We start from the raw sequence: 15468 nt of genomic DNA, 5'->3' as shown, positions 1-15468 counted from the left end.
CAGCGCAAGAACCGGATGGTCGCGGGGCGCGGCCCCGCCTACGCTGGCTTCCCATGAAGGAGGCCATCATGCACCAGGCTCACGCTCACGCCATGCGTCCCCACGCCGACGATGCGCTCGAACGCGTCCGCGCCACCCTCGATCGCGAGGACGGGCCGACCGATCTCGCCAGCCTGGCCGCCGTCGCCGGTCTCAGTCCGACGCACCTGCAACGCGCGTTCCGGCGCCGCTACGGCCTGAGTCCGGCGGAATACGCGCGGGCGCGCCGCTTCGACCAGTTGCGCGAGGCGCTGCGGGATGGCGCCGCGGTCACGGACGCCGTCTACGAGGCGGGCTTCGGATCGGGCAGCCGCGTTTACGAGGAAAGCGACCGGCGGCTCGGCATGACGCCGGCCAGCTATCGCGCCGGCGGCGCGGGTGCGTCGATCCGCTACACCACCACGACCACGCCGCTGGGGCGCCTGCTCGTCGCGACGACGGCGAAGGGCATCTGCTCGGTGACGCTCGGGGCCGACGACGCGGAACTCGAGGCGCGCCTGGGCGACGAATTCCCCTATGCGACCCGCGAGCGCGTCGACGAGGGGCGCGAGGAGTGGCTGGACGCGGTCATCGCGCGCGTCGCGCACGAGCTGGGATGGAGCGACGCCGACGCACCCACGCTCCCGCCGCTCGACGTCGCGGCGACCGCGTTCCAATGGCGCGTCTGGGATGCCCTGACCCGCATCCCGCGCGGCGAGACCCTGAGCTACGGCGAACTCGCGGCGGCGCTCGGCGTGCCCAACGCCGCGCGGGCGATCGGTCGCGCGTGCGGCAGCAACCGCCTCGCCCTGCTGGTGCCCTGCCACCGCATCATCCGCGAGGACGGCAGCCTCGGCGGCTGGCGCTGGGGACTCGAGATCAAGCAGCAGCTGCTCGCCACCGAGCGGGCCATGAAAGCCGCTCAAGGCTGACCGGCGAAGGTTTCGCTACCGTCCGCGGCCCGCGGACGATATCGTGCGTGATTCGCGGCGCACGATGCGTCGCGTGACAGCCCTGGAACACCGCATGTCCGACGCCGCCCTCACGCCCAGTCAGGCCCCCGCCTCCGTCGTGCGCGACCCGCGCTGGATGGTGCCGCTCGCCCTGTTCGCGCTCTATGTGATCTGGGGTTCGACGTACCTCGGCATCCGCTACGCGCTGGTCAGCTATCCGCCGTTCCTGCTCGCCGCGCTGCGTTTCGCGATCGCGGGCGTGCTGCTGTTCGCGGTGCTGCGCCTGCGCGGCGCCGCGCTGCCGACGGCGCGGCAGTGGAAGAACGCCGCCATCGTCGGCACGCTGCTGCTCGCCGGCGGCAACGGCCTGGTCTGCTTCGCCGAACAGTCGGTCAGCTCCGGCATCGCCGCCGTCGCGGTGGCGAGCATGCCGCTGTTCGCGGCCGTCTTCGGGGGCATCTACCGCGAGTGGCCGACGCGCGGCGAAACCGCCGGACTGCTGCTGGGCTTCGCGGGCGTCGTCGTGCTGAACCTGGGGGCCGGCCTGTCGGGCGCACCGCTGGGCGCCGTCGCCCTGATCGTCGCCGCCATGTCGTGGGCCTTCGGCTCCGTGTGGTCGAAACGCCAGGACATGCCCAAGGGCCCGATGAACACCGCCGCGCAGATGCTCTGCGCGAGCGTGTCGCTGGCGATCATCGCGCTGCTGCGCGGCGAGCGCATTCCCGCGCATCCGGAGACCAGCGCGACCGTCGCGCTCGCCTACCTCATCGTGTTCGGCTCGATCGTCGCCTTCAGCGCCTACCTGTACGTGCTCAAGACGGTCCGTCCCGCGCTGGCCACCAGCTACGCCTACGTGAATCCGCCCGTGGCCGTCGTGTTCGGCGTGCTGCTCGCGGGCGAGCACGTGGGCGTGTTCGAGCTGGTCGGCATGGCGATCATCCTGGTCGGCGTCGGCATCATCACGATGATGCGGGTGCGCAAAGTGTGACCTGCGTCGCAGGCCTCCGGCCTGCGACGATTTTTGAGAAAACTTCCATATCCGCAACCGGTACGCGTCCCTAGCCTCGTCGCCTCTCTCAGCCGCCGGAGCTTACCGTGGGAACGATCGGGCCATCGTGCATTCGGTGCCCGCGGTGCCGGCGCTGGTGGCTGGCCCGCGCCGGCACGCTGTTCGGCATCGCGATCGCGGCGCTCGCCTCGTGCCAGCGTTTCCGCGACGAGGAGGTCAGAGCTCGCGAAGCGCCGCCGTCACCGGCAGACGCGCGGCACGCAGCGCTGGAAACAACCCGCCGATGAAGCCGATGGCCAGCGCCCATTTGATGCCCGTCCAGAGCAGGTCGCCGCTCACGTGGAAGCGGAAGACGACCTGGCTGAAATTCGCACCCAGCGTCGACGCGGTGTAGCCGTTGAAGATCACCCAGACGATGCCTGCGCCTATCAATCCGCCGAGCAGCGCGAGCAACATCGTCTCCAGCATGATCGACACCACCACGGGAAGGCCGCGGAAGCCGATGGCGCGCAGCGTCGCGATCTCGCGCGCACGCGCCTGGATCGCCGCGAACATCGTGTTGAGCGCACCGAAGACCGCGCCGATCGCCATGATGATGCCCACGGTGATGCCCACCGCGCGCAGCACCTTCGTCAGGCCTTCCGATTGCTTGCCGAAGTACTCGCGCGTCGTGCTGACGTCGACCTTCAGGCGCGGATCGCCGGCCAGGGCCGCCTTGAACGTGTCGAACGCCTTCGGTGAATCGAGCAGCACCGTCACGGACTGCACGCTGCTGCCGCGCCGGTAGGCGGACGCGACGCTCTGCGTGTCGCCCCAGAGCTCCGACTCGAGCGCGTCGCCCGAATCGAACACGCCCACCACCGTCCAGGTCTGTCCGGCGAGGCGGATGCTCTTGCCGACGTCGAGGCCCTCGAACTGCGCGCGGGCACCCTTGCCCACGATCAGTTCGCGCAGCCCCGGCTGGAACTTGCGGCCTTCCACGATCTTCACCTGCTGGCGCAGGTTCCACACGTCTTCGCTCACGCCGCGAATGGGCACGTTGGCGTCGCTCTGCGGATCGCCCTTCTTCGGCAGGTTGGCCACCACGACCAGTTCGCCCGAGGCGATGGGCTTGCCCTCAGCATCCTTCTTCACGCCCGGCGCCTGGACGACGACGTTGGCGCTGTCGCGATCGAGGATCGAATTGAGTTCCGCCTGCGAGCCGCCGCGAAGCACGATCGCCGTCTGGTCGTTGCCGGTCGAGCGCAACGTCTCGGCGAAGCCTTCGCTCATGGCGAGCATGGCGACCAGCACGCCGACCACGCCCGCGATGCCCACGACCACGACCGACGACGAGCCGAGCCGCTGGGTCACCGTGGCGAGTCCGACCTTCGTCACCTCCCACGTCTGCCGACCGCGGCGGGTCAGCGCCATCCACAGCGCCAGCACGACGGCGAGCGCCACGATGCCGGGCCAGGGCAACGCGATCCAGATCGCGAGGAACACCGCGACGATCAGCAGCGTGAGCAGGCCGGCGCCGAACTTCTTCAGTGATTTCATCGTCAGTGTCCTCTCAACGACCGGCGAGCGCGTCGACGATGTTAAGTCGCATGGCACGGATGGCGGGCAGCAGGCCGACGAGCGCGCCGATGACGAGCATCAGCACGATGCCGAGCGTCCACGTCTGCATGCCGAGCGGCGGCAGGTTGAGCATGCCCCCGCTGCCCTTCGCGACGATCGGCACGACGATGCCTGCGAGCACGAGGCCCAGCACGCCGCCGAGCAGCAGCAGGAGCACGCCCTCGGCGAGCACCATGCACAGCACGCTGCGACTGGAGAAGCCGATGGTCTTCAGCACCGCCAGCTCGTTGGTCCGCTCACGGACGGCCTGCGCCATCGTGTTGCCCGTGAGCAGGATCAGCGTGAAGAACACGGCGCCCATGATCGCGGACACGATGAGGCCGATGTCGCCGAGCTGCTTCGCGAACGAGGCGTTGAAGGCCTGCTCGGTCTGCGTCTTGGTTTCGTGGTCCGAGTTGGCGGACAGGGCGTCGATCGCCTTCGCCACCGCGTCCGCCCTGTCGGCGGAGGTGAGCTTCACGACGTACCAGCCGACGGTCGTGCCGATGCCCTGGAACGCGTTGGCCTCCTGGAAATACTTGTGGTGGAAGAAGAACTGCTGATCGGTGCCGTTCGCCGCGCCGGGCGCCGCCTTGTAGATGCCGACGATGTCGAACGGCCAGGTCTTGTCGCCGTTGCGCTGCGGGAAGATCGTCGACTGCAGGGGAATCTTGTCGCCGACCTTCCAGCCGAAACGCTTCGCCAGCGGCTCGCCGACGACGGCGCCCGTACGCGTCGCGTCGAACGCCTTGCGCTGGTCGGCGGGCAGTTCGATCTCGTGGTAGATGTCGAGGAAGTTGTCGCTCACGGCGAAGCTGAGCACGAAGTTCTTCGGATCCTGGTAGATGCCGCCGAACCAGTTCGCCGATCCCACCGCGGCCACGCCGGGCACGGCCGCGATGCGCGTGCCGAGGCTCGCGGGCAGCGACTGGATGATCGAATACCTCGACGTCGTCAGCAGGCGGTCCACGCCGATGACGCTGTCGCCCGAGGAGAAGGCGGCGCGCGTGGCGTCGAGCATGCCGAAGAGCAGGAAGGCGGCAAGGATCGAGATGAGGGTGAAGAACGTGCGCGCCTTGCGACGGAACAGCGCGGCCCAGATGAGATGCAGGTATTTCATGCCGGCATCCTCGTCGCTCAGCTCACGGCCTGTTCGACAAGGGATCCCTTGTCGAGGTGCAGCGTGTGGTTGGCGTACTCGGCGGCCTTCGGATCGTGCGTCACCATCACGATCGTCTTGCCGTGCTCGCGGTTGAGTTCGCGCAGCAGGCCGAGGATGTCTTCCGCCGACTGGCGATCGAGGTCGCCGGTCGGCTCGTCGCAGACGAGCAGCGTGGGATCGGACACGATCGCGCGGGCGATCGCGACGCGCTGCTGCTGGCCGCCGGACAGCTCGGACGGCTTGTGCGACGCGCGATCGGCGAGGCCCACGAGTTGCAGCGCGATGGACGCGTTCTGCCGGCGCTGCGCCCCCGACAACTTCGTCAGCAGGAGCGGAAGCTCGACGTTGCGCTGCGCGGTAAGCATCGGCATGAGGTTGTAGAACTGGAAAACGAAGCCGACGTGCGCGGCACGCCACTTCGCCAGCGCGCCGGACCCGAGCTGGTCGATGCGGTCGCCGCCCACCGTGATGCTGCCGCCCGTGGGCGTGTCGAGGCCGCCGATCATGTTGAGCAGCGTCGTCTTGCCCGAGCCGGACGGTCCCATCAGCGCGAGGAAGTCGCCTTGTTCGATCTTCAGATCGACGCCGTGCAGCACCTCCACCTTCTGCCGGCCGCGTTCGTAAACCTTCGAAAGATCCTGGATGTCGATCAGGGTGGCCATCGGTGAGTCTCCGCGGGGTCAGTTCGTGGTCGGTGAGGTGGCGACGCGGACGGCGGCGCCGTCGGCGAGGTCGGCGGGGGGCGAGACGATCACGGTGTCGCCGGCCGCGAGGCCGTCGCTGACGAGGCGCAGATCGCCGTTCGGTTGTGCCGCGGCCGTCACCTGGCGGCGGGCGGCCTTGCCATCGGCCACGGCGAAGACGACGTCGCGATCGTCGCGACGCACGACGGCGTTGGCCGGCACCAGCACGCCCTTCGGCAAGGCGGCCTGCGCAGGCGCGCGGCGTTCGAGGAACGACACGCGCACGCCCATGTCGGGCACGATCCGGCCGTCCTTCGTTTCCAGCGCCACGCGCACCTTCACCGTGGCCTTGCCGCGGTCGGCCGCCGGCACGATGGCGATGACGTGCGCGGGGATGCGCCAGTCCGGGTACGCGTCGAGCACGGCTTCCGCCGGCATGTCGGGCTGCACGCGGCCGATATAGGCCTCGTTGACGTCGACGTCGATCTCGAGCGAATCCATGTCGACGATCGTGCCGACGCCGGTACGCGTGAAGCCGCCACCGGCCGAGAGCGGCGAGACGATCTCGCCGACCTGGGCGGCCTTGTCCGTGATCACGCCATCGAAGGGCGCGCGCACCACCGTGTAATCGAGGTTGACCTGCCCCACGCCGACCTGGGCGTCGGCCGCGTCGGCCTGGCGCCGTGCCGTGTTGAGTTGCGCGCGGAACGTGTTGGCCTGCGTGCGCGTCTGCTCGGCGAACTGGCGGGACACGAGCCCCCGCCCGACCAGCGTCTCCTGGCGATCGGCGTCGCGCAGCGCCTGGTCGAGTTGCGCCTGCGATTGAACGACGTTCGCGTGCGCGGCCGCGGCGTTCGCACGCGCCGACTCGAGGCTGGCGCGCAGGGCGTTGTCTTCGAGGCGGGCGAGGATCTGGCCTTTCGCGACGCGGTCGCCTTCCTCGATGTGCACCTCGACCAGCGCACCGGTGATCTGGGCCGACACGGTCGCCTGGCGCCGCGCGGTCACGTAGCCCGTGGCCTGGAGCACCGCCCCGGCGTCGCCGGCGGCGGTCGGCGCGACGGCGGTCGCCGTGCGCACCTCCACCGGCCGCCGGGCGAGGAAGTCCCATGCGCCGCCGGCGATGGCGAGGACGACGAGCACCGCGAGGGCGCCGATCAGCACGGTGCGCGCCCGCGGGCCACCCCCGCCCCCGTGCGCCTCCTTGTGCGACTTGTCGATCTTGAGCTGCTTGAGCAGCTCGGCGTTCGAATTCATCGTCCCCTTGCCCTCGCCCCTGGTCAGACTCGCAGCACGATCATGCGATGCGTCCGGACCGTGCACCACTTTCCGGTATCAGTCATCTGTCGTGACAGGTGTCACCTGATACGCTTGGGCCATGAATACCGTCATTCCCCCGCCGGCTCCGCCGAGCATCCCCGTCGTCGGCCGCACCGAGCGGTTCCCCGTCCGCCGCGTCTTCTGCATCGGCCGCAACTACGCCGATCACGCGAAGGAAATGGGCGCCTCGGTCGACACGGCGAATCCCATGTTCTTCACCAAGCCGGCCGACGCGCTGGTCACCGACGGCGCCGACGTGCCCTACCCGTCCGCCACCAACGACCTGCATCACGAAGTGGAGATGGTCGTGGCGCTCGGCTGCGGCGGCACCGACCTCACGGTCGAACAGGCCGCGCGCATCGTCTGGGGCTACGGCATCGGGCTCGACCTGACCCGTCGCGACCTGCAGGCGCAGGCCAAGGCCAAGGGCGCGCCGTGGGACGTCGCCAAGGCCTTCGATCACTCCGCGCCGGTCTCGGCCATCGTTCCCGCGACGGATTACATCCCGGACGCGACGACGCCCATCGCCCTGACGGTCAACGGCGAGCGCCGCCAGTCTGCGACGCTCGCGGACATGGTGCTCGACGTGCCGCACATCCTCAGCGCGCTGTCGCGGCTGTTCGAACTGAAGGCGGGTGATATCGTCTACACGGGCACGCCAGCCGGTGTGGCCGCGCTCCACCGCGGGGATCGCTTCGTCGCCACGCTGGGCGATGTCGTCACGCTCGAGGGACGCGTGAGCTGACTTCGCGGTATGCCTACATACGGATCGTTAGGTTTGACGACCGACGCCAATGCCACGAGGAGGAAGGGCCGATGAGTTTCGTCGCGGAATTCAAGAAATTCGCACTGCGCGGTAACGTGATCGACCTCGCGGTCGGTGTGGTGATCGGTGCCGCGTTCGGCAAGATCGTCACGTCGCTCGTCGACAACATCATCATGCCCCCGATCGGATGGCTGATCGGCGGCATCGATTTCTCGGACTGGAAATGGGTGCTGAGGCCCGCCAGCGAAGGGGTCAAGGAAGTCGCCGTGCAGTACGGCATCTTCATCAACGTGCTCATCCAGTTCATCATCATCGCCTTCGCGATCTTCGTCGTGGTCAAGGCGATCAACCGTCTCACGCGTCGCGAGGAAGCGGCTCCCGCCGCCCCGCCGGCCGACGTCGCGCTGCTGACGGAAATCCGCGATCTGCTGAAGCAGCAGAATCGCGAGATCTGATATCCCGCGGCAGGAACGATCGCCGATACGATCGGCTCCCACCCCTTTGGTAGCCAGGTCTCTACCGAGGGGTGGAAGCCGATTCCGGCCCATGACTTCCGGCCTATCTGCCCTGCGTTCCCCGGCGCAATAATCGACGTTTCCGTCCCCGGGGGTCATTCGATGCGTCACACCTTCCGCCTGCATGCGCTGGCCGCATGCCTCGCGCTCGCCTTCTCCGCCCACGCCGCCGATAAGGCCACCACGATTCCCGAGAAGGCCGTCGCCGCGGCGACCGAACTGCGCGACCGCGCGATGAACGACAACACCGGCTACGAATTCGTGTCGGGGCTCACCACCGAGGTGGGCCCGCGCGTGGCCGGCAGCGAAGCCGATGCGCGCGCCGTCGCCTGGACCGTCGCGAAGTTCAAGGCCATGGGCTTCGACAAGGTCTACACGGAGAAAGTCAGCTACCCGCTCTGGCAGCGCCGCAGCGAGCGTGGCGCGATCGTCTCGCCGTATCCCCAGCCGCTCCTGCTCACGGCGCTGGGCTACTCGGCCGGCACGCCCTCGGGCGGCCTCACCGCGGAAGTGGTGGGCTTCGACGACCTCGACGCACTGAAGAAGGCCGACCCGGCCAGCGTGAAGGGCAAGATCGTCTACGTCAGCACGCACATGCAGCAGCAGAAGGACGGCCACGATTACGGCAAGGGTTCCGCCACGCGCACCGGCGGCCCCGTGCTCGCCGCGAAGATGGGCGCCGCGGCGTTCCTGCTTCGCTCGGCCGGCACCGATCCGCACAGCCGCACACCGCATACCGGCGTCACCGGCTTCCAGGATCCGAAGGCAGCCATCCCGGCGGCCGCGCTGTCGCTGCCCGATGCCGACCAGCTCGAACGCGTGCTGAAGCAAGGCAAGCCCGTCACGCTGAAGCTCGATCTCGATGTGGGCTTCGCGGGCACGTACGAAGGCGCGAACGTCATCGGTGAAGTGACCGGCCGCAAGCATCCGGACCAGGTCGTCGCCATCGGCGGTCACCTGGACTCGTGGGACCTCGGCACGGGTGCCATCGACGACGGCGCCGGCGTGGCGATCGCGGCGGCTGCCGCGAAGCTGATCAAGGACATGCCGCAGCGTCCCGACCGCACCATTCGCGTGATCGCGTTCGCGAACGAGGAGATGGGTCTGTGGGGCGGCCGCGCCTATGCGGAAGCGCACGCGAAGGAGGTCTCGAAGTTCCAGCTCGGTACCGAGTCCGACTTCGGCGCGGGCCGCATCTGGCGCATGACCGCGAGCGTGAAGCCGGAAGCGCGCGGCGCGATCGAGCAGATCGCGAAGGTGATCGAGCCGATCGGCGTCGCGTACGATCCGAACAAGCCCGGCGGTGGCGGCTCGGACCTCTCGCAGATGCACGCGAAGGGCATGGCCGCGCTGTCGCTCACGCAGGACGGTACCGATTACTTCGACTACCACCACAACGCCAACGACACGCTCGACAAGATCGATCCGAAGGCGCTGGCGCAGAACGTGGCGGTCTATGCGACGTTCGCGTACATGGCCGCGCAGGCCAATGGCGATTTCGGCTCGGCGCCGGGCGCGTTCGCGAAGGACGGGGCGCACGACTGATCCCCGCCGGGGATCGTCGCCGATACGATCGGCTCCCGCGAGGGCTCAGGCCCTCGCGGGATCGAGCTTCTTCCTGGGCGCCAGCCTGTCCTGCAGGCGATTCATGTACAGGTAGATCACGGGCGTCAGGTACAGCGTCAGGATCTGCGAGACGACGAGGCCACCCACCACGGCGAGGCCCAGCGGACGGCGCGTCTCCGCGCCCGCGCCGATGCCCAGCGCGATCGGCAACGTGCCCGCGAACGCCGCCATGGTCGTCATCATGATCGGGCGGAAACGCACGCGGCACGCCTCGAAGATCGCGTCGTGCGGCGCGAGCCCCGCGTCGCGCTGACGCTCCAGCGCGAAGTCGATCATCATGATCGCGTTCTTCTTCACGATGCCCACCAGCATGATGATGCCGACGAAGGCGAACAGGTCGAGCGACGCGTTGAAGATCACCAGCGTCAGCAGCGCACCGACCGCCGCGGCCGGCAGGCCCGAGAGGATCGTGAGCGGATGGATGAAGCTCTCGTACAGGATGCCCAGCACGAGGTAGATCACGAACACCGCGAGCAGGAGCAGCAGTCCCATGCCCTTGACCGAATCCTGGAACGCCTGCGCCGTGCCCTGCACGCTGCCGCTCAGCGTGGCGGGCAGCTTCATCTCCGTCGTCGCGCGGTCGATGCTCGCCACCGCGTCGCTCAAGGACACTCCCGGCGCGAGATTGAACGACACCGTCACGGCCGGCAGCTGGCCCTGGTGGTTCACCGTGAGCACCTGGGGCTTGCGCTCGAAACGCGCCACGGTATTCAGGGGAATGAGCTTGCCGCTGTCCGACGTGACGTAGAGCCGCGACAGCACGGCGGGATCGTCCTGCATCCGGCGCTCCACCTGCAGGATCACCCAGTACTGCGTGGCCGAGCCGTAGATCGTGGAGATCTGGTTCTCGCCGAACGCCGTGCCGAGCGCGGTCTGCACCTGATCCATCGTCAGGCCCAGCGGCGCGAGCTTGTCGCGGTTGACGCTGACGACCATCGACGGGCTGTTCAGATCGAGGTCCGTCGTGACGTCCTGGAAGCCCGGCAGTTTCTGGAACGCGGCGACGAGCTTGCCCGACCAGTCGTACAGCGCATGCAGGTCGGTGGACTGCACCGTGTACTGGTACTGGGCCTTCGACTGCCGCCCTCCGACCTGGATGGCGGGTGGATTCTGGATGTACGTGCGGATGCCGGGCACCTCGGCGAACTGGCGCCGCAGGCCCTGGATGATCTCGTCGGGGGTCGTGCCACCTCGCGCGTCGCTGTCCTTCAGGCGCAGCAGGAGCGAGCCCGAATTCACGGTGGAGCGCGGACCACCCGCGCCGACGCTCGACATGACCGCCGCGATGTTCGGATCCTTCATGGCGATGTCCGCGAGCGCCTGCTGGCGTGCGGACATGGCGGCGAACGAGATGTCGGTCGGTCCTTCGGAGGTGACGCGAAGCTGGCCGCTGTCGCCGGCCGGGATGAAGTCCTTCGGGGTGACGACGAAGAGCAGGCCCGTGGCGACGAGACTCAGCGCGAAGCCGAGCAGCACCGTGCGCGGATGCCGCATGCACCAGGCCAGCGTGCGCGTGTAACCGGCGGTCACCGCGGCGAACCCGCGATCGAAGCCGACGACGATGAAGCTTCGCTTGTCGTGGTCGTGCGCCTTGACGAAGCGGCTGCACAACATGGGCGTGAGCGTGATGGAGACGAAGCCCGAGATGAGGATCGACACGCTGATGACGACGGCGAACTCGTGGAACAGCCGACCGACGATGCCGCCCATGAACATCACGGGGATGAACACCGCGACGAGCGACAGCGTCATGGAGAAGATGGTGAAGCCGATCTCGTTCGCGCCTTTCACCGCGGCGTCGAAGGGCTCTTCGCCGAGCTCGATGTGGCGCATGATGTTCTCGAGCATCACGATGGCGTCGTCGACGACGAAACCGACGGCGAGCGTCAACGCCAGCAGCGAGAGATTGTCGAGGCTGTAGCCGAGCGCGAACATCGCGCCGAACGTGCCGAGCACCGAGATGGGCAGCGCCACGGCGGGTATGAGCGTCGCCGACGCGTTGCCGAGGAACAGATAGATCACGAGCACAACGAGGATGCCGGCGAGCACCAGGGTGAACTGCACGTCGTGCACGGAGTCGCGGATCGATACCGAACGGTCGTACATCACGTTGAGTTTCACCGACGGCGGCAACGTCTCCTGGAACGCGGGCAAGAGCGCGAAGATCTTGTCCACCGTCTCCACGGTGTTGGCGCCGGGCTGACGCTGGATCGCGAGCGTGATCGAGCGGTGGCCGTTGAACCAGCTGGCCTTCTGGTCGTCCTGCACGCTGTCGCGCGGCACGGCGATGTCGGACAGCCGCACCGGCGCCCCGTTGCGATAGGCCACCACCACCTGGCCGTAATCGGCGGCGCGCATCAACTGGCCATCCGAACGGATCGACAGCAGCTGGCGTTGCCCGTTGAGCGAGCCGGTGGCCTTGTTGACGTTCGCCGCCGCGATCGCTTCACGCATCTGGTCCACGCCGATGCCGGTCGCGGCGAGGCGGTCCGGATCGACGGCGATGCGCACGGCGTATTTCTGCGAGCCGTAGACGTTCACCTGCGCCACGCCGTCGACCATCGACAGGCGCTGCGCCAGTTCCGTCTCGGCGTAGTCGTCCACCGTCGAGAGAGGCAGCGTCGACGACTGCATGGTGAGGAAGAGGATCGGCGCGTCGGCCGGGTTCACCTTGCGGTACGTCGGCGGCGTCGGCATGTCCTGCGGCAGCTGGCGCTGCGCGGCGGAAATCGCGGCCTGCACGTCCTGCGCCGCGCCGTCGATGCTGCGGTCGAGTGCGAACGTGACGGTGATGGTCGTCGAACCCAGTGAACTGGACGACGTCATCGAATCGATACCGGCCACCGTCGACAGCTGCGCCTCGAGCGGCGTCGCGACGGACGAGGCCATCGTCTCCGGCGAGGCGCCGGGCAGGCTCGCGCTGATGTTGATGGTGGGGAAGTCGACGTTGGGAAGCTCGTTGACGGGAAGTCTCGGGTACGCGGCGATGCCGAAGATCACCAGCGCCGCCATCAGCAGCGTGGTCATCACCGGGCGGCGGATGCAGAGTTCCGGCAGGTTCACCTGGTGTGGCCCTCAGCCCTTGTCGACGCGCACGCGGGCGCCGTCCACCAGCAGCATCTGGCCTTCCGTGACCACGCGCTCGCCGGCATTCAGGCCCTTGTCGACCACCACGCGATCGGCAGTCGTCGCTCCGGTGGAAATGCTGCGCTGCTCCACCGTGTCGTCCGGCTTCACGACGAAGACGAACGTGCCGGCGGTGGAGCTCTGCAACGCCACGACCGGAATGCTGATCGCGTCCGTGAGCCGCGTGGTCGGCAGCGTGACTTCCGCGAACTGCCCCGCCGTGAGGCGGCCGTCGGCGTTCGCGAAGCGCCCCTTGAGTACGATGGTGCCGGTGGTCGCGTCGACCGCGTTGTCGATGAATTCGAGTTCGCCCTGCAACGGCTGGCCGTCGTCGCCCGGAATCTTCGCCTGCACCGGCAGCGTGCCGCGGCGCAGGCTGTTGCGCACGGCGGCGAGGCTGTCTTCGGGAATGGAGAACGCCACGCGCATCGGGTCGATCTGGTTGAGCACGACGATGTCGGTGGTATCGGCGGTGAGCGTGGCGCCGGGATATGCGAGAGGCGCGCCGGTCACGCCGTCGAACGGGGCCACGATCGTGGTGAACTCCAGCTGCGTCTGCGCCGCACGCGCCGCCGCGCGATCGCTTTCGAGCGCCGCGCGCGCGACGCCGAGGTTCGCCTTGTAGAGATCGTAATCGGCACGGCTGACGAAGCCCTTGCCGAGCATGTTCTGGTAACGCTCCAGATCCGCCTCGGCCTTGACCAGCTGTGCCTGGTCGCGGGCCACGTTGCCCTGGGCCTCGTCGTAGGCCGCCTTGAGCGGGCGCTGGTCGACGCGCGCGAGCAGATCGCCCTTCTTCACGTGCTCGCCGGGCGTGAAAGCGAGCGATTCCAGCTGGCCGTTGACGCGCGAGCGCACGTTGACCGTCGAATAGGCCTCCGCCCGCCCGATCACCTTCAGCGACAGATCGATCTCACCGCGGGTGGCGACCGCCGTCGTGACCGGCACGCCCGCAGTCGCCTTCTTCGCCGGCTGGTCGGCGCCCTTCGCATCCGGATCGTGCCGCCAGACGCCGAAGCCGATGGCGACGACCGCGACGAGGCCGACGATGAGGACGAGTTTCTTCCCTGGGGATCGCTGCATGGGGTCTCCGGCCGGTTCCATCGGGATCCGGTCGCCGCGCTGGGGAACACGGGCGTGGGTTCTGGGACGGGTGAAACGTAAAAACTAACGCATCGGCCCCTGGATCGGTTGACCCGCCGGTCAGGCGTCGTCGGACGGGCCGTCGAGGCCCTGCAGGTTTTCCTTCATGCGGTCCAGCACGGCCAGCATCGTCTGCAGGTCGTCCGTCGAGATTCCCTGGGTGGCATCCCGGCGCAGGCCGCGGGCGATATCTTCCATGTCGTCGATGACACCCCGTGCCTGGTCGGTGTCGTGCAGGCGCCAGGCGCGGCGATCCTTGGGATCGGCGCGACGCTCGACGAAACCGGCCGCCTGCAGGCGATCGATGACGCGGCCCACGGCGATCGGCTCCATGTCGAGCTGCTCGGCCAGCTCGTTCTGGCGCATGCCCGGGCGCCGATGCAGCGCCTTCAGGGCGCGCCACTGCGCGCGCGTCAGCCCGAACCGCACCGCCCGCCGGTCGAAGTGCTTGCGGAAGAGCAAGGTCACGTCGTTGATCAGGTAGGCGAAGGAGATGTCTTCTACTTTGAGCTGGTCGGCCATAACCTTGGGCTGCAGGGGTGGACTGTCACTCGCATCGTAGCCAAATGGCGCCTGCTCGTCACAAGGACACTCTGCCATGAACCACCATGTTTTCGAAGGCGACATCACCACCCTGCCCGTGGATGCGATCGTCAACGCCGCCAACGAATCCCTGCTGGGCGGCGGGGGCGTGGACGGGGCCATCCATCGCGCCGCCGGCCCCGGCCTGCTGGCGGCCTGCCGCGCGCTGCCGGAGGCGCGGCCCGGGGTACGCTGCCCCACTGGCGAGGCCCGGATCACCGGGGGTTTCGCGCTGCCGGCGCGCTTCGTCATCCATACCGTCGGGCCCGTGTGGCACGGTGGCCAGCGGGGCGAGCCGGCCCTCCTGGAGGCGTGTTACCGCGAGTCCCTCCGGCTGGCACGGGAGCATGGCGTCGCGTCGATCGCGTTCCCGGCGATCAGCGCGGGGGTCTATGGGTATCCGGCGGACGCGGCCGCCGCCATCGCCGTCCGGATGATCCGGGACGCGCCGTGGAGGCCCGGAAACGTGGTGTTCTGTACGTTCAGCGCGGCGATGACGCGGGTCTACGCGTCGGCGCTAGGCTGAGATACGCCGTAGGAGCGCACCTGGGCGCGATGGCTTTTGGCCGTGAACCTGGAGCTGGCGCGCCAGCTTTCGGACTGGCGCGAGAAGCTGTCGCGGCCAGGTCCGCTCCCACGGCAAAACGCCGTTCGAGCGCACCTGGGCGCGATCGCCGTAGCCCCGGGGCTGGCGCGCCAGCTTCAGGACTGGCGCGAGAAGCTGTCGCGGCCAGGTCCGCTCCCACGGCAAAACGCCGTCGGAGCGCACCTGGGCGCGATCGCCGTTCGACGCAGCCTCGGAGCTGGCGCGCCAGCTTTCGGACTGGCGCAAGAAGCTGTCGCGGCCAGGTCCGCTCCCACGGCAAAACGCCGTTGGAGCGCACCTGGGCGCGATCGCCGTTCGACGCAGCCTCGGAGCTGGCGCGCCAGCTTTCGGACTGGCGCGAGAAGCTGTCGCGGCCAGGT

Annotated in this window: 13 protein-coding genes; 6 read left to right on the top strand and 7 right to left on the bottom strand. The window is 68.5% G+C overall.

Annotated features, from left to right (window positions below; genetic code table 11):
* The first annotated feature begins 68 nt into the window (after positions 1-68).
* Together BMW54_RS12335 and yedA are read left to right on the top strand one after the other, a co-directional pair.
* A complete protein-coding gene (locus BMW54_RS12335; RefSeq protein WP_254779313.1) occupies positions 69-950 on the top strand; it encodes a methylated-DNA--[protein]-cysteine S-methyltransferase in 882 nt (293 codons plus the stop codon).
* Between the two features lie 94 nt (positions 951-1044).
* On the top strand, positions 1045-1959 hold the full coding sequence (gene yedA / locus BMW54_RS12330) for a drug/metabolite exporter YedA (RefSeq protein WP_090056361.1): 915 nt from the start codon (positions 1045-1047) through the stop codon (positions 1957-1959).
* Between the two features lie 237 nt (positions 1960-2196).
* Here the strand turns inward: yedA and BMW54_RS12325 are convergent, their stop codons facing one another.
* The 4 genes from BMW54_RS12325 to BMW54_RS12310 are packed head-to-tail and all read right to left on the bottom strand — an operon-like array spanning position 2197 to position 6681.
* Positions 2197-3519 (bottom strand): ABC transporter permease, encoded by a 1323-nt coding sequence (locus BMW54_RS12325; RefSeq protein ID WP_175472848.1) that lies wholly within the window; start codon positions 3517-3519, stop codon positions 2197-2199.
* Between the two features lie 13 nt (positions 3520-3532).
* On the bottom strand, positions 3533-4699 hold the full coding sequence (locus BMW54_RS12320) for an ABC transporter permease (RefSeq protein ID WP_090056360.1): 1167 nt from the start codon (positions 4697-4699) through the stop codon (positions 3533-3535).
* A gap of 17 nt (positions 4700-4716) precedes the next feature.
* Entirely contained in the window at positions 4717-5403 is a 687-nt protein-coding gene (locus BMW54_RS12315) for an ABC transporter ATP-binding protein (RefSeq protein WP_090056357.1), read from the bottom strand.
* 18 nt (positions 5404-5421) lie between these two features.
* Complete coding sequence (locus BMW54_RS12310; RefSeq protein WP_090056356.1) at positions 5422-6681, bottom strand: efflux RND transporter periplasmic adaptor subunit; 1260 nt, start codon at positions 6679-6681, stop codon at positions 5422-5424.
* A gap of 121 nt (positions 6682-6802) precedes the next feature.
* Between BMW54_RS12310 and BMW54_RS12305 the strand changes: the two genes are divergently transcribed.
* The 3 genes from BMW54_RS12305 to BMW54_RS12295 all read left to right on the top strand — a co-directional run bounded on the left by BMW54_RS12305 (position 6803) and on the right by BMW54_RS12295 (position 9570).
* On the top strand, positions 6803-7489 hold the full coding sequence (locus BMW54_RS12305; protein ID WP_090056353.1) for a fumarylacetoacetate hydrolase family protein: 687 nt from the start codon (positions 6803-6805) through the stop codon (positions 7487-7489).
* A gap of 71 nt (positions 7490-7560) precedes the next feature.
* Positions 7561-7965 (top strand): large-conductance mechanosensitive channel protein MscL, encoded by a 405-nt coding sequence (gene mscL / locus BMW54_RS12300; protein ID WP_090056351.1) that lies wholly within the window; start codon positions 7561-7563, stop codon positions 7963-7965.
* A gap of 162 nt (positions 7966-8127) precedes the next feature.
* Complete coding sequence (locus tag BMW54_RS12295; protein WP_090056349.1) at positions 8128-9570, top strand: M20/M25/M40 family metallo-hydrolase; 1443 nt, start codon at positions 8128-8130, stop codon at positions 9568-9570.
* Positions 9571-9615: 45 nt separating this feature from the next.
* On the opposite strand, the gene BMW54_RS12290 is transcribed toward BMW54_RS12295, so the two are convergent.
* The 3 genes from BMW54_RS12290 to BMW54_RS12280 form a co-directional block, all read right to left on the bottom strand.
* Positions 9616-12714, bottom strand: coding sequence for an efflux RND transporter permease subunit (locus tag BMW54_RS12290; protein WP_090056347.1), 3099 nt, complete (start codon positions 12712-12714; stop codon positions 9616-9618).
* Between the two features lie 12 nt (positions 12715-12726).
* Positions 12727-13860: an efflux RND transporter periplasmic adaptor subunit gene (locus BMW54_RS12285; RefSeq protein WP_090056342.1), complete on the bottom strand. Its 1134-nt coding sequence runs from the start codon at positions 13858-13860 to the stop codon at positions 12727-12729.
* A gap of 120 nt (positions 13861-13980) precedes the next feature.
* Entirely contained in the window at positions 13981-14442 is a 462-nt protein-coding gene (locus tag BMW54_RS12280) for a MarR family winged helix-turn-helix transcriptional regulator (protein ID WP_090056339.1), read from the bottom strand.
* Positions 14443-14518: 76 nt separating this feature from the next.
* Here BMW54_RS12280 and BMW54_RS12275 point away from each other — a divergent pair, with 76 nt between their 5' ends.
* Positions 14519-15028, top strand: a complete 510-nt coding sequence (locus tag BMW54_RS12275; RefSeq protein ID WP_090056338.1) for an O-acetyl-ADP-ribose deacetylase — start codon at positions 14519-14521, stop codon at positions 15026-15028.
* Positions 15029-15468: the final 440 nt, after the last annotated feature.

The sequence above is a fragment of the Luteibacter sp. 329MFSha genome (genome assembly GCF_900111665.1).
Classification (GTDB): Bacteria; Pseudomonadota; Gammaproteobacteria; order Xanthomonadales; family Rhodanobacteraceae; genus Luteibacter.
The sequence above is the reverse complement of the archived record's forward strand: the minus strand, read 5'-3'. Positions and strand labels throughout refer to the sequence as shown.